Genomic DNA, 15,790 nt, shown 5'->3' on the forward strand with positions numbered 1-15,790 from the left:
CAGAATTCCAAACTGCCGATCAACGAACCGTGAGCGCGGTTCGCGCGCGTCGGTACGGCCCCATAAAAAGCGAGATCAGCCAGATGGTTGCAGACTATGCGCCGAAGTGCTCGACGGCCGTCTTGACGGCTGCGGCGAAGTCCAGCGCCGCTGCGGAGCGGGCGCGGCCCGACGCCCAGATCGTGGCGATGTCATAGGTGGCGTTGGGGCGCAGCGGCCTGACCGCGATGCCCCTGCCGTCATACTCCGCCGCAGTGAACGGATCGACCACCGACAGCCCGGCGCCCGCCTGTACCAGCCCGCAGGCGATCATCGAGAGCGGCGTCTCCACACGCGTGCGGCGCGGGACGCGGTGAGCCGAGAACAGCGCGTCGATCCTGAAGCGCAGCTGCGTCGACTGCTCGAGCGAGATGAAGGGCTCGTCCGCGAAATCCTCCGGCGCCAGCTCCGCCTTGGCCGCGAGGCGATGCCCGACCGGCAGGACCGCCACAGGTGCCAAGGCCGGCAGCACCTCGATGTCGATGCCGGGGAAATCCAGCGGAAGCTGCGCGAAGCCGACCTCGCAGAAGCCGGACGTGACCCAGTCCACGACCTGAGAGGAGATGCTGCCATAGATCGCGACCTCGAGATCGGGCTTTTCCTCCAGGTAGCGACCGACGAGGCGCGGCAGGAAACCGACATTGAAGGCCGGCAGCGCCGCCACCCGGAGCGAGCCTGCGCGCCCGTCGCGCAGGTTACGCGCGGCGTTCTCGATCCGCTCCAGCCCGACGAACTGGCGCTCGACCTCACGGTAGAGCGACAGCGCCTCGGAGGTCGGCACGAGCCTGGCACCGCGCCTCACGAACAAGGTCAGGCCCAGCGCGTGCTGCAGGTCCTGGATCAGGCGGGTCACCGCCGGCTGGGTGATGTTGAGCGCCCGGGCGGCGGCGGTGACACCGCCCATGACGATCACGGTCCTGAACGCTTCGATCTGGCGGGGATTGAGCATGGCGGCCTCGTTCGTGCCTCATAACATTTCGACATGGCCCGAGCGAATCTTTCGATTTGACCAAGTCGAGATTGTCCCGGACCTTGCCTTCATCACTCGAAAACGAGGAGGGGATCATGAAACTCGCCATCACATTCGCGCTGGTTGCCGGGACGGCTCTGGCCGGCAGCGCTGCCTTCGCCCAGCAGAAGACGATCTACGTCGCCGGCTATGGCGGCTCCTACGAGCAGACCATGCGCAAGGACGTCATTCCCGCCTTCGAGAAGCAGGCCAACGTCAAGATCGAATATGTTGCCGGCAACTCGACCGACACGCTCGCCAAGCTGCAGGCGCAGAAGGGCAACCAGCAGATCGACGTCGCCATCGTCGATGACGGCCCGGCCTACCAGGCGGTGGCGCTCGGCTTCTGCGGCACGCTGACCGACGGCCCCGTCTACAAGGACGTCGCGCCGGTGATGAAGTTCAAGTCCAACAAGGGCGTCGGCCTCGGCCTCGTCGCGACCGGGCTGTTCTACAACACCAAGGTCTTCGCCGAGAACAAGTGGCCGGCCCCGACCTCCTGGAACGATCTGAAGTCGAAGACCTACGGGAAGAAGATCGTCACGCCGCCGATCAACAACACCTATGGCCTGCACGCTCTCATCATGATGGCCAAGCTCGGCGGCGGCGGCGAAAGCAACATCGAGCCGGGCTTCGAGGCCTTCAAGAAGGAGATCAACCCGAACATCGTCGCCTATGAGCCCTCCCCGGCCAAGATGACGGAGATGTTCCAGAACGGGCAGGCGGTAATGGGCGTCTGGGGCTCGGGCCGCGTCAAGGCCTTCGCCGATACCGGCTTCCCGGTCGAGTTCGTCTATCCGAAGGAAGGTGGCTACGCGCTCGGCTCGGCCGCCTGCCCGATCGAAGGGTCCAAGAACGCGGCGGAGGCCAACGCCTTCATCCAGTTCATGCTGTCGCCCGCCATCCAGAAGATCATGGCGACGGGCGCCGGCTTCGGCCCCGCCAACATGACCGTGACGCTGACGCCCGACGAGCAGAAGGGCCTGCCCTATGGCGAGCAGGTGAAGCAGCTCAAGGCGGTCGACTGGGATATCGCCAACGACAAGCGCGAGGAGTGGACGCGGCGCTGGAACCGCGAGGTCGAGCGGTAAGGCCTGCTCCCAACCGTCATTCTCGGGCGTCGCCCAGCGACGACCCGAGAATCTCCTGGAGGCATTCGCCTCACTTCTCATGAGATGGTCGGGCTAGGCCCGACCATGACGCCCGCGCTCAAGCAAAACGTCCAGGACCCATGTCCCATCTCGTCCTCGAAGGACTCGGCAAATCCTATGGCAGTGCCGTCGCGGTCGAGGGTATCGACCTGTCGGTGGCGCGCGGCGAGTTCATCTCGCTGCTCGGCCCCTCCGGCTGCGGCAAGACCACGACGCTGCAGATGATCGCCGGCTTCGTGCCGGTGGATCGCGGCCGCATCCTGCTCGACGGCGCCGATCTCGCAGCGGTGCCGCCGGCAAAACGCGGGCTCGGCATCGTCTTCCAGAGCTATGCGCTGTTCCCGCACATGACGGTGGCGGAGAACATCGCCTTCGGGCTTGAGATGCGCGATGTTCCGAAGGCGGAGCGCGAGAGCCGCACCCTGGAGGTGATGGCGCTGGTCGGGCTCAAGGGCTTCGCCGATCGCTATCCGCGGCGGATGTCCGGCGGGCAGCAGCAGCGCGTGGCTCTGGCCCGCGCGCTGGTGATCAAGCCCTCGCTGCTGCTCCTCGACGAGCCGCTCTCCAATCTCGACGCCAAGCTGCGCGAGGAGATGCAAGGCGAACTGCGGCAGATCCAGCGCTCGATCGGCACCACGACCATCCTCGTCACCCATGACCAGCACGAGGCGATGGCGCTCTCCGACCGGATCGTGGTGATGAACCAGGGGCGTGTCGAGCAGATCGGCGCGCCCGACACCGTCTATGACCGGCCGCAGACCAGCTTCGTCGCGAACTTCCTGGGGAAGACCAATCTCCTCGCGGCGGTCGCGGACGGGTCGGGGCACGTCGCGGTCGACGGGTTCCGCATCGCGCTGCCCGGCGCGGCGGCCGGCCCGATCTCGCTGGCGGTGCGGCCGGAGCGGCTTGTCCTCGCGGAAGCGGGGCAGGGATTCTCCGCCCGGATCACCAACCGGGTCTTCCAGGGCGCGCATTGGCTGCTCTCGGCCGAAAGCGCGGCGGGCGCGCTGCTGCTGACCCGCGCCAATGACGGCCGGGCCGTGCCGGCCGAGGGCGACACCGTCGCGGTCAGCTTCGCTCCGGCCGACGCTTCGCTGATCTCCGAGAGGCCGAGCCCATGAGCCCGGCCGCGAGCGAGCGCGCCGCCCCCTATTGGCTCACCGGCCCGGCGCTGCTGGTCTTCCTCGGGCTGGTGCTGATCCCGCTCGGGATGACGGTGCTGCTCTCCTTCTACGACTGGGGCCAGTACAAGGGCATCGTCCCGGAATTCACGCTGAAGAACTGGCGCGAGGTCGCCACCGATTCCTATTTCCTCGAGATATTCCTGCGCACCTTCCGCATCGCGATCCTGGTGACGCTGCTCTCGATCATGATCGGCGTGCCGGAGGCCTATATCCTCAACCGCATGTCGCCGGGCTGGCGCAGCATGTGCCTGCTGGCCGTCATCGGGCCGCTGCTGGTTTCGGTGGTGGCGCGCACGCTCGGCTGGGCGCTGCTGCTGGGCCCGAACGGGCTGGTCAACCAGGGCCTGATCGCAATCGGGCTGATCGGCACGCCGCTGGAATTCATGTTCACGGAGACCGGCGTCGTGGTGGCACTGACGCATGTGCTGATCCCCTTCATGATTCTCGCGGTCTGGGCCTCGCTGCAGCGGCTCGATCCGCAGATCGAGAACGCAGCGTCGTCGCTCGGCGCCGGCTTCGTGACGATCTGGCGGCGGGTGATCCTGCCGCAGATCGTGCCGGGCATCCTGTCGGGCTCGATCATCGTCTTCGCGCTCGCCGCCAGCGCCTTCGCCTCCCCCGCGATCATCGGCGGCCGGCGGCTGAAAGTCGCGGCGACGCTCGCCTATGACGAGTTCCTCAACACGCTGAACTGGCCGCTGGGCGCCGCCGTCGCCGTGCTGCTGCTTGTCGCTCTCGTCGCGATCATCGTCGGCTCGAACCGGCTGATCGAGCGGCGCTACGCGCAGGTGTTCGAATGAGGCGGTTCCGATGACACGCAACGGCCCCCTCGCCTGCGCCTTCCACCTCGCCTTCATCGTCTTCATGCTGGCGCCGCTGGCGATCGTCTGCATCGTCGCCTTCACGCCGGAGGGCTATCTTTCCCTGCCGACGCGGGGGCCCAGCCTGCGCTGGTTCAAGGCGATCCTGGGCTATCCGGAGTTCCTGCGCGCCTTCCGGGATTCGCTGTGGCTGGCCGCCCTGTCCTCGACCATCGCGATCGGCCTTGCCGTTCCGGCGGCCCTGGCCATCGCGCGCTATCGCTTTCCGGGCCGCGAGGCGATGACGGCGCTGTTCATGTCGCCGCTGATGGTGCCGCATGTCGTGCTCGGCATCGCCTTCCTGCGCTTCTTCACCCAGATCGGGCTGTCGGGCAGCTTCACCGGTCTGGTGCTGAGCCATGTCATCGTGATCCTGCCCTTCGCGCTCAGGCTGGTGCTGGCCGCCTCCTACGGGATCGACCGGCGCATCGAGCATGCGGCGACCTCGCTGGGTGCCGGCACCGCGACCGTGTTCCGGCGCATCACGCTGCCGCTGATCCTGCCGGGTGTCGTCTCGGGCTGGCTCCTGGCTGCGATCAACTCCTTCGACGAGGTCACGATGACGGTGTTCATCGCCTCGCCGGCGACCACCACCCTCCCCGTCCGGATGTTCCTCTACATCCAGGACAATATCGACCCGCTGATCGCGGCCGTCTCGGCCTGCCTGATCGCGCTGACGGCCCTGATGCTGCTGGCGCTGGACAGGCTCTTCGGGCTCGACCGGCTCTTCGTCGGGACAGGAAAAGGCTGAGCAGAACCCGTGTCTTCCCGATTTCCCCATGAGCCCGACGTGGTCGTGATCGGCGGCGGCGTCGTCGGCGGAGCGATCGCGCTGGGGCTCGCGCGCAGCGGCGCCAGCGTCGCCATCCTCGACGAGGGCGACGACGCCTTCCGCGCCTCGCGCGGCAATTTCGCGCTGGTCTGGGTGCAGTCCAAGGGCTTCGGCATGCCCGAATACGCCATCTGGTCGCGGCGCTCGGCTGATGACTGGAACGGGCTCGCCGGCATCCTGAAGGCCGAGAGCGGCATAGACGTCGCCCACAGCCAGCCCGGCGGCTTCATGCTCTGCCTGTCGGATGACGAGCTGCAGACGCGCGTGGATGGGATGCGGCGCCTCCACAACCAGGAGACGATGACGAACTTCACCTATGAGGTGCTCGACCATGCCGAGACCAAGCGCCGCCTGCCGGCGATCGGCAAGGACGTGGTCGGGGCGCTCTACTCCCCCCATGATGGGCATGTGAACTCGCTGAAGCTGTTCCGGGCGTTGCGCGAGGCCTGCGTGCGACGCGGCGTGGCCTATCGGCCGAACAGCGCGGTCGAGACGATCGAGCCGCGCGAGGGCGGCTTTTCGATCCGCGGCGCGTGGGGCGAAATCCGCACCGGCCGCGTCGTGCTCTGCGCCGGGCTTGGCAATGCGAGGCTCGCCCCCATGGTCGGGCTCGACGCGCCGGTGAAGCCGAGCAAGGGCCAGGTGATCGTCACCGAGAAGACCGAGCCCTTCCTGCACAACCCGATGGTGACGGTGCGCCAGACCGACGAGGGCGGGGTCATGATCGGCGACAGCCAGGAGGATCGCGGCTTCGACACGATCGTGCGCCAGCCGATCCTCTCGGTCATGGCCGAGCGCGCGGTCAGGATGTTCCCGCGCCTCGCCGGGCTCAACGTCGTGCGGACATGGTCCGCGCTGCGGGTGATGAGCCCGGACGGCTTCCCGATCTACGACCAGTCCCTGAGCCATCCAGGCGCCTTCGTCGTCACCTGCCATTCCGGCGTGACGCTCGCCGCCAACCATGTCCTGACCCTCGCCCCCGCCATTCTCGCCGGCACGCTGCCGGATGCGGTCGCGAGCTTTTCCGCGAGGAGGTTCCATGTTCCGGCCCATGCGTGAGCGGGCGGCCTCGGCCACGCTTGCCTTCAGCTTCGATGGCCAGCCGCTGACGGGGCGCGCGGGCGACACGGTTGCCGCCGCGCTGCTCGCCAACGGCATCGTCGCCTGCCGCGAGACGCCGGTCTCGGGAAGCCCGCGCGCGCCCTATTGCCTGATGGGCGTGTGCTTCGAATGCCTGGTGGTGATCGACGGTGTCGGCAATCGGCAGGGCTGCCTCGTGCCGCTCGCCGAGGGCATGCGGATCGAAACGCAGCATGGCCGCCGCCAGTTCGGGGAGGATGCGGCGTGATCGCGATCGACGACATCTCCGCGCTCTCTTCGCATTACGATCTGGTGGTGGTCGGCGCCGGCCCGGCCGGGCTTTCGGCCGCCGCGCGCGCCGCCGATCTCGGTCTCTCCGTGCTGCTCGCCGACGAGAACCCGGCACCCGGTGGACAGATCTATCGCGCGGTGACGACGACGCCCGTCGTGCAACGCGACATCCTGGGGGAGGATTACTGGCTCGGTGCCGGGATTGCCGCACGCTTCGAGCGGAGCGTGGCCAGCTATGCCGCACGCTGCACCGTCTGGGCGCTCGGCCCGGACGAAACCTCGCCGGGCGCCTTCGAGCTCGGCCTGTCACTGGGCAGCAAGGCCCGCATGATCTCGGCCGCGCAGGTGATCCTCGCCACGGGCGCGCAGGAGCGGCCTTTCCCGATCCCGGGCTGGACGCTGCCCGGCGTGATGACGGCCGGCGCCGCGCAGATCGCGCTGAAATCCGCCGGCATCGTGCCGGCCGGACGCACCGCGATCGCAGGCTGCGGCCCGCTGCTCTATCTGCTGGCCGGCCAACTGGCGGCTGCTGGCACCGAGATCGTCGCCGTGCTCGACACCACGCCGCGCGCGAACTGGGCCAAGGCGCTGGCCGCCCTGCCCGACTTCCTGCGCTCGCCCTATCTCGCCAAGGGGCTGAAGCTGATGGCGAAGGCGCGGCGGAGCCTGCGCTTCGTCTCCGGCGTGACGGGCCTCGCGGCGCAGGGGGACCGGCAGCTCTCCGGCGTCAGGATCGTCCGGGGCAGCACGGCCGAAACGCTGGCCTGCGACACGCTGCTGTTGCACCAGGGCGTGATCCCGAGCGTCAATCTCGCCAGCGCGGCCGGCTGCGCGCTGGATTTCGATGAAACGCAGCACGCCTTCGTCCCGCGCGTCGACGCGTGGTTCGCCTCCTCCGTCGGGGGCATCGCCATTGCCGGCGATGGGGCCGGCATCGGCGGGGCCGAGAGCGCCGCGCTGCGCGGCGAGATCGCCGCCTTCGACGCCGCACGAAAGCTCGGCCGGCTGAGCGAGGCCGAGCGTGACCGGCAGGCCGCGCCATTTCAGGCAGAGCTGACACGCCGTCTGCGCGGGCGCCGCTTCCTCGACCTGCTCTACAAGCCCGCCGCGCAATTCCTCGCGCCGCCGGCCGACGAGACCATCGTCTGCCGCTGCGAGGAGGTCACCGCCGGGCAGGTTCGCGATGCGGCGAGCCGGCTCGGCGTGACCGGCCCCAACCAGATGAAGGCCTTCCTGCGCTGCGGCATGGGCCCCTGCCAGGGCCGGCTCTGCGGGCCGACCGTGGTCGAGCTCATCGCGCAGACGCGCGGGACGACGCCGGCCGAGACCGGCTACTACCGGCTGCGGCCGCCGGTGAAGCCGGTGACCCTCGCCGAACTCGCCGCCCTGCCGCCGACGGACGAGGCCACCAAGGCAGTGGTGCGGTGAGCCAGCTGGGCAACAGCGCCGATGTCATCGTCATCGGCGCGGGAATCCATGGCTGCTCGACGGCGCTGCATTGTGCCTTGCGCGGGCTCTCGGTCATCCTGATCGAGAAGGACCATGCCGGGCGCCACGCCTCCGGCGTCAACGCAGGAGGGGTGCGCCAGCTTGCGCGCCATGTCGCCGAAATTCCGCTGTCCAATGCCTCGATGGCGCTCTGGCACGACATCGAAAACCTGGTGGACGACGATTGCGGCTTCACCTCGGACGGGCAGGTTCTGGTCGCCGAGGACGAGGCCGATCTGGCGCAATGCCGTGCCCGGGTCGACGACCTCAACCTGCGCGGCTTCCATCATGAAGAGATGATCGACGCCAAGGAGCTGCGCGAGATCGTGCCCGCCGTTTCCGAGACCTGCCCCGGCGGCGTGATCTCCCGGCGCGACGGCGCGGCCATCCCCTTGCGCGCGACACAGGCCTTCAAGCGGAAGGCGCAGAGCCTCGGCGTCGATGTGCGCGAAGGGGTCAAGGTCACGAAGGTCGAGCCGGACGGCGCCCATTGGCGCGTCGTGACCGATGCCGGCAACCTGGTGGCGCCGCGCATCGTCAACGCGGCAGGCGCCTGGGCCGACCGCATCGCGGCCGATCTCGGCGAGCCGGTGCCGCTGGAGGTGATCGCACCGATGCTGTCGATCACCGCGGCGCTGCCGGCCTTCATCAAGCCGGTGGTGATCCTGCGCGGGCGCAAGCTCTCCTTCAAGCAGTTCGGCAACGGCACGGTGCTGATCGGCGGCGGCTATCTCGGCCGCGCCATCCGCGACGAAAACCGCACGATCCTCGACTGGCACAAGCTCGCGAGCAATGTCCGCACCGTCTGGGAGCTGTTCCCGATCATGCGCGGCGCCCCGATCGTGCGGTCCTGGGCCGGCATCGAGGCGCGCATGCCGGACGATCTGCCGGTGTTCGGCCGCAGCGCCCGGCATGAGGGCGTCTATCACCAGTTCGGCTTCTCGGCCCATGGCTTCCAGCTCGGTCCCGGCGCCGGGGCGGTGATGGCCGAGATCATCGCGACCGGCCGCTCCAACGTGCCGATCGATGGGCTCGGTATTGCGCGGTTTGCCACGCAGGCCGGGAGCGCTGCCCACAGTGCTCGCTGACCGCCGCCGTCATCCCGGGCGGTCGCAGGGAGACCCGCGGCCCATGCCGGAACTGTTCAGGAATGGATCCCGGATCGGCGCCCCTGACGCGACTTGTCCGGGATGACCCTGGATTCCGACGAACACACTTTGTCCAAGCAGGAGAGAAGACAATGACCATCAAGCGCAGCATCAAGACCCCGATCCAGAACCGCGTCGTCGAGACCGGCAATCTGGTCTTTGTCGGCGGCGTCATCGCCGACGACACGACGCAAGGCATGGGCAAGCAGACCGAGAACATCCTCGGCAAGATCGAAGGCTATCTCGGCGAGGTCGGGCTCGACCGCAAGGCGATCGTCGCCGCGCAGATCTTCGTCACCGATCTCTCGGTCAAGAAGGAGATGGATGCGGCCTGGACCGGCTTCTTCGGCGAGGAGATGCCGACCCGCGCCACGGTCGGCGTCGCCGATCTCGGCGGCGGCGCGATGATCGAGGTGGTGGTCACCGCCGCCCGCTGACCGCGCGCAGCGCCTACAGGAGCTCGGCCCCGAAATTGCGGGCCGGGTCCATCTCCGCGACGAGGCGCCCGGTCGGGCGCGCCGCCCAGCCGCCGCGGCGCGCCAGCCAGCGGCCACTGCCGGGGCTGGCTTTCACCGCGCCATCGGCGACGACCTCCCGGCCGCGCACGAGCACGGTTTCGGGCCAGCCCGTGATGCGGCGCCCCGCAAAGGGGGTGAAGCCCGTCCGGTCGTGCATCATCGCATCGGAGAGCGTGACCTCGCGGCACGGATCCCAGATCGCGAGATCGGCGTCGTAACCCGGCAGCAGCGCGCCCTTGCCGGGCAGGTTGTAGATCTGGGCCGGCGCCGTCGCGGTCAGCTGAACGAAGGCGTCGAGGCCACGCCCTGCGAATTCCGGCCGCGCCTGCGAGACCATGGCGTCGAAGAGCAGCGGCAGGCGCGTTTCCAGGCCCGGCAGACCGTTGGCGATCTGCTTGAAATTCGGGTTTGGCCCGGCCGAAAGCTTGCCCGTCTCGTCGAAGCGATAGGGCGCATGGTCAGAGGAGACGGTCTGGAGATCGCCCAGCGCCAGCCCCTGCCAAAGCGCCTCCTGATCGTCGGTCTCGCGCGGCGGCGGCGAGCACATCCATTTCGCGCCTTCCAGCCCCGGCTTGCCGAGGTCTTCCCTGGTCAGGAAGAGATATTGCGGGCAGGTCTCGGCGAAGATCTTCAAGCCGCGCCCGCGCGCCTCGCGCACGGCCCTGACGCCCTCGCGGGTCGAAACGTGGAAGATCATCACCGGCTGGTCGAGCAGTTCGGAGGCTGCGATCAGCCGGTTGAAGGCCTCCGCTTCCGAAAGGCGCGGATGGCTGACGCCGTGATATCTCGGCGCGACATAGCCCTTCTCGACCAGGCGCCGCGCCATCCAGGCGATCATGCCGTGGTTCTCGGCGTGGACGCAGACCAGCGCGCCGTTCTCGCGCGCCGACAGCAGCAGGTCGAGCAGCGGCTCGTCGTCCACCTTGATCAGATCGTAGGTCATGAAGACCTTGATCGAGGCATGCCCCTCGGCGATCAGCGCCGGCAGGTCGGTCTCCAGCGTCTTGCGGTCGGGATTGGCGACGATCAGGTGGAAGGCGTAGTCGATCATCGCGCCGCGCCGGGCGAGCGCGGAATAGTCGTCGACGACCTTGCGCAGATCGAGCCCGCGATGCTGGGCGGCGAAGGAGATCAGCGTCGTGGTGCCGCCGAACGCGGCGGAGGCGGTGGCGCTCTCGAAGCTGTCGGCATTGAGCAGGCCGCCGGCCGAGACCTGCTCGACATGGGCGTGGGTGTCGACCCCGCCGGGCAGGACGAGCTTGCCGGTCGCGTCGATCTCCCGCGCCGCCGGCCCGAGGCCGAGGCCGAGCGCGGCGACCTTGCCGTCCTTCACCGCGAGATCGGCCACAAAGCTGCCGGTGGCGCTGCCGATGGTGCCGCCGCGGATGAGCAGGTCATAGGGGGTCGTCGTCATCTCGTTCGTCCTCGCTTCAGCCGCCGACCAGAACGGTGCCCAGCGCCATGGCGACCGCGGCCTGGGTCGGGTCGATCACCGGCACGCCGAGCGCCTGTTCGAGCGGGGCGCGGTGGCGGGCCATGCCGGCGCAGCCCATCACGACCACCCCGGCCCCGTCCAGATCGCGCAGTTCCCTGCCCTTCTCGATCATGCGGGCGAGCGTTCCCTCGCCCGAGGCGCTCTCGGCCACCGACATCTCCAGCGCGCGCTCGCCCGCGAGCCGGTCCATCAACCCCATCTGGCGCAGATAGCGGACATGGCGCGGGATGGAGCGCGACTTGATGGCGATGACGCCGAAGCGGTCAGCCCGGGCCAGCGCGGTCAGCACGCCGCATTCGGCGATGCCGAAGACGGGCTTGGAAGTGCCCTCCCGGCAGACATGGAGGCCGGGGTCCGAGTAGCAGGCGATGACGAAGGCGTCGGCCTCAGCCACCTCGACGCGGCGGCGGAGCGGCAGCGCCACGGCCTCGACATGCTCCTGCGTCTCGACGCCGAAGGGCCCCTCGGCCAAAGTTTCGCAGACGATCTCCGGGCCGCCCGGATGCGCGAAAACCGCCAGCGCCTGCCGCAGCCCTTCGGTCACGGCCTCGTTCGAGTTGGGGTTGATGACGAGGATGCGGCTCATGGTCGTGCTCCCGGAAGGCTGCGCCCCTTGCGGCCGGGGCGTCTGATCGATGCGAGGTTCAGGCTTCCGGCGGAGGAACCGCGCCGGTCTGGCTGGTGATCAGGCCGTAATGCTCGATGCGGCGGTGGCGCGCGAAATCGAAGATGGTCGATTTGCCGAAAGCCGTCTCGTCGAGATCGCAGGCATGCACCAGCAATTCGTCGCCCTCGCTCTTCGCCTCGGCGACGATCTCGCCATTGGGATCGACGATGAGGGAGCCGCCGATCATGTGGTGGCCGTCCTCGTCGCCGGCCTTGGCCACCGCGACCACCCAGGTGGCGTTCTGGTAGGCGCCGGCCTGAACGCTGAGGCGGTTGTGGAACAGGCGCTTTTCAGGCCCTTCCGCGCCGCGCTGCGAATTCACCGAGGGGGTGTTGTAGCCGATCAGCACCATCTCGACGCCCTGCAGGCCCATGACGCGGTAAGTCTCGGGCCAGCGCCGATCGTTGCAGATCGCCATGCCGAGCACGCCGCCCAGCGTGCGCCAGACCGGGAAACCGAGATCGCCCGGCTCGAAATAGCGCTTCTCCAGATGCTGGTGCGTGCGCTCGGGATCGTATTCGACGTGGCCCGGCAGATGGATCTTGCGGTACTTGCCGACGATGGCGCCGCTCTTGTCGGTGATGATGCTGGTGTTGAAATGGTGCCCGTCCGGCGTCTTCTCGGCATAGCCGAAGGAGATCGCGACCCCATACGCCCGCGCGCGGTCGAAAAGCGCCTGCGTCGCCGGACCCGGCATCTGGTCCTCGAACCAGAGATCGGCCTCAGCCCGGTCCTCGTGATACCAGCGCGGGAAGAAGGTGGTCAGCGCCAGCTCCGGATAGACGACGAGATCGGCGCCCTTTTCCCTGGCCTCGTCGAGCAGCGCGATCATCCGGGCGATGACGGCCTCGCGGCTATCGGCCTTCTGGATCGGCCCCATCTGGGCGGCGGCGACGGTGAGCATGCGCATGGCGCGTCCTTTTCCTTGATGGCCGCTCAGCGGGCGGCGGCGTGTTCGAGGCGGCTGACGAGCCTCACAGCCGGCCAGAGCAGCGCGAAATAGATCAGCGCGGCCAGCACGATCGGCGAGGCGTTGAAGGTGAGGGAGCGGGCCATGTCGGCCGAATAGAGCATCTCCTGCAGCGAGACGACGCTGGCGAGCGAGGTGAGCTTCACCACCTCGACGGTGTTCGAGACGAGGTCTGGCAGCACGTTGCGCAGGCCCTGAGGCAGGATGACCCAGAGCACGGTCTGGTCGGCGCGCAGCCCGGTCGAGCGCGCGGCCTCCCATTGACCGGCCGGGACGCTCTCGATGCCCGCGCGGATGATCTCGCCGTAATAGGCCGCGTTGTTCAGGAAGAAGGCGATGGTGACCGCCGTCAGCGGCGAGATCCTGAGGCCGAGGAAGGGCAGGCCGGAATAGACGAGGATCAGCACCACCAGAGGCGGCAAGGCGCGCATCAGGTCGACGAGCAGCGTGACGCAGACCCGCAGGGCGCGGAGCGAGGAACGGGTCGCCAGCGCCACCAAGACGCCGCCGAGCAGCCCCATCGGGATGACGATCGCGCAGATCAGCAGCGTCGTCTTCAAGCCCTGCAGCACCAGCGGCAGCGCCTTGCCCATGATCTCCAGATTGAAGAACTGCTGCAGGAGCACGTCCATTACTGGCGCCTCCAGGCGAAGCGGCTCTCGATCCAGCGGCCGAGGCCGATCACCGGCACGAAGAGCAGCAGATAGGCGAAGGCGCCCATCAGCAGCGGCGTGGCGTTGCCGGAGAAGGAGACGGCGGTCGTGGCCTGATTGATGATCTCCGGCACGCCGATGACGGTGCCGAGCGCGGTGTTCTTGGTGATGGCGATGGTCCGGTTGGTGAGCGGCGGCACGGCCAGGCGGAGCGCCTGCGGCAGCACGACGTAGATCAGCGTCTGGTTCTCGCTCAGCCCGGTCGAACGCGCGGCCTCGCTCTGGCCGCGCTTGACCGCGATCAGACCGGCCCAGACGATCTCCTCGGCGAAGGCCGCCAGGACGAGCGACAGCACGAGCCAGAGCACGGCGAAGCTCGGCAGCTCGATGCCGACATTGGGCAGGCCGAAGAAGATCAGCAGCACGAGGACGAGCGGCGGCACCGCACGGAAGAGATCGACGAAGAGCATCAGTGGCCAGCCGATCCAGCGGCCGGCCCGCCAGCGCAGCAATGCGAGGGCCAATCCCAGCAAAAGCCCGGTGACGACGACCAGCGCGGCGATCTCGACGGTGACGACGAGCCCGCTCAGGATCGCCGGCCATGTCGCGGCGATGAGCTTGGCGTTCAGGAAGCTGTCGAGGAAGCGCTCCATCGCGGCTACCGGGCGACCTCGGAAACGAAGGCGCGGGTGCGCTCGTGCCGCGGCGCGCCGAAGATCTGCTCGGGCGGCCCCTGCTCGACGATGACGCCGGCATCCATGAACACGACGCGGTCGGCCGCTTCGCGCGCGAAACGCATCTCATGGCTGACGACCAGCATCGTCATCCCGGCGGCGCGCATGTCCCGCATAGCCTGCAGCACCGAGCCGACGAGTTCCGGATCGAGCGCCGAGGTCGGCTCGTCGAACAGCATCAAACCGGGTTCCAGCGCCGAGGCGCGGGCGATGGCGACGCGCTGCTGCTGCCCGCCGGAGAGCTCGGCCGGATAGGCGCCGGCCTTGTGCGCCAGCCCGACGCGCTCCAGCGCCGCCAGCGCGATGCGCTCGGCTTCGGCGCGGGGCTTCTTCAGCACCTTGCGCAGGGCCAGCGTGACGTTTCCCAGCGCGGTCATGTGCGGGTAGAGGTTGAAGGACTGGAAAACCATGCCCATGCGCCGGCGCAGGGCGTTGATGTCGATCCGGTCGGCCAGAACCTCCTGCCCGTCGAACCAGATCGAGCCGCCGCTCGGCTCCTCCAGCCGGTTGCAGCAGCGCAGCAGCGTGCTCTTGCCGGAGCCGGAAGGGCCGATGAGGAAGACCAGCTCGCCGGGCGAGACGGCTAGGTCGATGCCCTTCAGGACCTCGACCGCGCCGAAGCTCTTACGCAACCCGCGGATGTCGAGCAGCGGATGGGGCGGCCGCATCCTTCGGCTCGGCTCCGCCGACGGCTCGGTCTCTCCGCTCACTTGCAGGCAGCGGCGTGGACCGTCGCGTCGTAGCCCGGCATGTCCGGCACGCCATAGCCCGGGAAGGCCGTGACCGCTGCCGAGCCAGCGGCCGGCTTGGTGCCGAACCACTTTTCATGCAGCGCCGCGATGGCGCCGCTGGCCTTGAGACATTCGATGGCCTGATCGAGCTGGTTGCGCAGCGGCGCGGAATCCTTGCGCAGCGCGACGGCCCAGACCAGCCCGGTCGAGTAGGTGTAGGACAGCTGGATCTGCGGATTGCTCTTGGCCGCCCACTGGATCACCGTATTGCCGGCGACATTGGCATAGGCGCGGCCCGAGATGACGGCCTGCACCGCGTCTGTCTGGGTGCCGAAAGATTCGACCTTCCAGCCGATCTTCTCCTCCAGGCCGCGCGCCCAGCTGTCATAAGCCGAGCCCTTGTTGACCGAGATCACCTTGCCCTTGAGCTCTTCGAGCGCGGTGATCGGCGGGGCGCCCTTCTTCGTGACGAACTGGAAGTCGGTGTTGAGATAGCCCTCAGTGAAGAGCAGGCTTTCGGCGCGTTCCTTGCTCACCGTGACCGGCGCGACGATGAAGTCGTAGGTGCCGGCCTGAAGCGCCGGAATGAGCCCGGAGAACTGGGTCGCATCGACCGTCACCGTCTTGCCGAGCTGCTTGCCGATGGCCTCGGCCAGATCGACGTTGAAGCCCTCGATCCCGCCCGACAGCTTCGGCATGGCATGCGGCGCGAAGGTGCCGTCGACGGCGGTCTTCAGCGTCGCCTGGGCCATGGCGCCGGGAGCCGCAAGCAGGGTCAGGCCGATGGCGGCGGCGATTCTGGCGATCATGACGCGCTCCTTGGGACGAGATGCGGCAGGATAGGCAGCGTCGGAAACGCCCGACAATATCAACTCTAGAAAAATTGCTGGGCTGACTATGAGTTGGATTTATACTGCCCGCGATCTGCACAGCGGAACGA

Annotated in this window: 17 protein-coding genes; 9 read left to right on the forward strand and 8 right to left on the reverse strand. The window is 68.3% G+C overall.

Annotation, left to right across the window (positions count from 1 at the left end):
- Window positions 1-94 precede the first annotated feature (94 nt).
- A complete protein-coding gene (locus BW981_RS16680; protein WP_076441255.1) occupies window positions 95-988 on the reverse strand; it encodes a LysR substrate-binding domain-containing protein in 894 nt (297 codons plus the stop codon).
- Window positions 989-1,104: 116 nt separating this feature from the next.
- Here BW981_RS16680 and BW981_RS16685 point away from each other — a divergent pair, with 116 nt between their 5' ends.
- From BW981_RS16685 to BW981_RS16725, 9 genes are all read left to right on the forward strand, one after another.
- The gene (locus BW981_RS16685; protein ID WP_076441256.1) at window positions 1,105-2,139 is read left to right on the forward strand and encodes an ABC transporter substrate-binding protein; all 1,035 of its coding nucleotides are present in this window, start codon (window positions 1,105-1,107) and stop codon (window positions 2,137-2,139) included.
- 140 nt (window positions 2,140-2,279) lie between these two features.
- Window positions 2,280-3,320 carry an ABC transporter ATP-binding protein gene (locus BW981_RS16690; RefSeq protein ID WP_076441258.1) on the forward strand — a complete coding sequence of 347 codons (1,041 nt, stop codon included), beginning with the start codon at window positions 2,280-2,282 and terminating at the stop codon, window positions 3,318-3,320.
- Window positions 3,317-4,183, forward strand: a complete 867-nt coding sequence (locus BW981_RS16695; protein WP_076441260.1) for an ABC transporter permease — start codon at window positions 3,317-3,319, stop codon at window positions 4,181-4,183. Before BW981_RS16690 ends, BW981_RS16695 begins: the two co-directional genes overlap by 4 nt.
- Before the next feature lie 10 nt (window positions 4,184-4,193).
- Window positions 4,194-4,994: an ABC transporter permease gene (locus tag BW981_RS16700; RefSeq protein ID WP_076441262.1), complete on the forward strand. Its 801-nt coding sequence runs from the start codon at window positions 4,194-4,196 to the stop codon at window positions 4,992-4,994.
- A 9-nt stretch (window positions 4,995-5,003) separates the two neighbouring features.
- Window positions 5,004-6,134, forward strand: a complete 1,131-nt coding sequence (locus BW981_RS16705) for an NAD(P)/FAD-dependent oxidoreductase (protein WP_076441264.1) — start codon at window positions 5,004-5,006, stop codon at window positions 6,132-6,134.
- Window positions 6,115-6,423, forward strand: coding sequence for a (2Fe-2S)-binding protein (locus BW981_RS16710; protein ID WP_076441266.1), 309 nt, complete (start codon window positions 6,115-6,117; stop codon window positions 6,421-6,423). Before BW981_RS16705 ends, BW981_RS16710 begins: the two co-directional genes overlap by 20 nt.
- The gene (locus tag BW981_RS16715) at window positions 6,420-7,874 is read left to right on the forward strand and encodes an NAD(P)/FAD-dependent oxidoreductase (RefSeq protein WP_076441268.1); all 1,455 of its coding nucleotides are present in this window, start codon (window positions 6,420-6,422) and stop codon (window positions 7,872-7,874) included. The genes BW981_RS16710 and BW981_RS16715 overlap by 4 nt, the downstream gene beginning before the upstream one ends.
- Window positions 7,875-7,879: 5 nt before the next feature.
- Window positions 7,880-9,022, forward strand: coding sequence for an NAD(P)/FAD-dependent oxidoreductase (locus BW981_RS16720; protein WP_076441351.1), 1,143 nt, complete (start codon window positions 7,880-7,882; stop codon window positions 9,020-9,022).
- 152 nt (window positions 9,023-9,174) lie between these two features.
- Window positions 9,175-9,519, forward strand: a complete 345-nt coding sequence (locus BW981_RS16725; protein WP_076441271.1) for a RidA family protein — start codon at window positions 9,175-9,177, stop codon at window positions 9,517-9,519.
- Between the two features lie 13 nt (window positions 9,520-9,532).
- Here the strand turns inward: BW981_RS16725 and hydA are convergent, their stop codons facing one another.
- From hydA to BW981_RS16760, 7 genes are read right to left on the reverse strand one after another with little or no spacing between them, the layout of a single operon-like run.
- Window positions 9,533-11,014 carry a dihydropyrimidinase gene (gene hydA / locus BW981_RS16730; protein WP_076441273.1) on the reverse strand — a complete coding sequence of 494 codons (1,482 nt, stop codon included), beginning with the start codon at window positions 11,012-11,014 and terminating at the stop codon, window positions 9,533-9,535.
- 16 nt (window positions 11,015-11,030) lie between these two features.
- Window positions 11,031-11,681: an aspartate/glutamate racemase family protein gene (locus BW981_RS16735; protein ID WP_076441274.1), complete on the reverse strand. Its 651-nt coding sequence runs from the start codon at window positions 11,679-11,681 to the stop codon at window positions 11,031-11,033.
- A gap of 58 nt (window positions 11,682-11,739) precedes the next feature.
- Entirely contained in the window at window positions 11,740-12,672 is a 933-nt protein-coding gene (locus BW981_RS16740) for an N-carbamoyl-D-amino-acid hydrolase (protein WP_076441276.1), read from the reverse strand.
- A 26-nt stretch (window positions 12,673-12,698) separates the two neighbouring features.
- Window positions 12,699-13,364, reverse strand: coding sequence for an amino acid ABC transporter permease (locus BW981_RS16745; protein WP_076441278.1), 666 nt, complete (start codon window positions 13,362-13,364; stop codon window positions 12,699-12,701).
- Window positions 13,364-14,038, reverse strand: coding sequence for an amino acid ABC transporter permease (locus BW981_RS16750; RefSeq protein WP_076441280.1), 675 nt, complete (start codon window positions 14,036-14,038; stop codon window positions 13,364-13,366). Before BW981_RS16750 ends, BW981_RS16745 begins: the two co-directional genes overlap by 1 nt.
- Window positions 14,039-14,043: 5 nt before the next feature.
- Window positions 14,044-14,787 carry an amino acid ABC transporter ATP-binding protein gene (locus tag BW981_RS16755; protein ID WP_076441281.1) on the reverse strand — a complete coding sequence of 248 codons (744 nt, stop codon included), beginning with the start codon at window positions 14,785-14,787 and terminating at the stop codon, window positions 14,044-14,046.
- A gap of 38 nt (window positions 14,788-14,825) precedes the next feature.
- On the reverse strand, window positions 14,826-15,659 hold the full coding sequence (locus tag BW981_RS16760) for a transporter substrate-binding domain-containing protein (RefSeq protein ID WP_076441283.1): 834 nt from the start codon (window positions 15,657-15,659) through the stop codon (window positions 14,826-14,828).
- Window positions 15,660-15,790 lie beyond the last annotated feature (131 nt).

The sequence above is a fragment of the Allobosea sp. TND4EK4 genome (assembly GCF_900156025.1).
Taxonomy (GTDB): domain Bacteria; phylum Pseudomonadota; class Alphaproteobacteria; order Rhizobiales; family Beijerinckiaceae; genus Allobosea.

Coding starts and splice junctions, on each gene's coding strand:
- BW981_RS16695 (WP_076441260.1), top strand. CDS start 3,317: ATGAGCCCGGCCGCGAGCGAGCGCGCCGCCCCCTATTGGCTCACCGGC.
- BW981_RS16710 (WP_076441266.1), top strand. CDS start 6,115: ATGTTCCGGCCCATGCGTGAGCGGGCGGCCTCGGCCACGCTTGCCTTC.
- BW981_RS16680 (WP_076441255.1), bottom strand. CDS start 988: ATGCTCAATCCCCGCCAGATCGAAGCGTTCAGGACCGTGATCGTCATG.
- BW981_RS16725 (WP_076441271.1), top strand. CDS start 9,175: ATGACCATCAAGCGCAGCATCAAGACCCCGATCCAGAACCGCGTCGTC.
- BW981_RS16685 (WP_076441256.1), top strand. CDS start 1,105: ATGAAACTCGCCATCACATTCGCGCTGGTTGCCGGGACGGCTCTGGCC.
- BW981_RS16735 (WP_076441274.1), bottom strand. CDS start 11,681: ATGAGCCGCATCCTCGTCATCAACCCCAACTCGAACGAGGCCGTGACC.
- BW981_RS16755 (WP_076441281.1), bottom strand. CDS start 14,787: ATGCGGCCGCCCCATCCGCTGCTCGACATCCGCGGGTTGCGTAAGAGC.
- BW981_RS16740 (WP_076441276.1), bottom strand. CDS start 12,672: ATGCGCATGCTCACCGTCGCCGCCGCCCAGATGGGGCCGATCCAGAAG.
- BW981_RS16700 (WP_076441262.1), top strand. CDS start 4,194: ATGACACGCAACGGCCCCCTCGCCTGCGCCTTCCACCTCGCCTTCATC.
- BW981_RS16750 (WP_076441280.1), bottom strand. CDS start 14,038: ATGGAGCGCTTCCTCGACAGCTTCCTGAACGCCAAGCTCATCGCCGCG.
- hydA (WP_076441273.1), bottom strand. CDS start 11,014: ATGACGACGACCCCCTATGACCTGCTCATCCGCGGCGGCACCATCGGC.
- BW981_RS16760 (WP_076441283.1), bottom strand. CDS start 15,659: ATGATCGCCAGAATCGCCGCCGCCATCGGCCTGACCCTGCTTGCGGCT.
- BW981_RS16690 (WP_076441258.1), top strand. CDS start 2,280: ATGTCCCATCTCGTCCTCGAAGGACTCGGCAAATCCTATGGCAGTGCC.
- BW981_RS16745 (WP_076441278.1), bottom strand. CDS start 13,364: ATGGACGTGCTCCTGCAGCAGTTCTTCAATCTGGAGATCATGGGCAAG.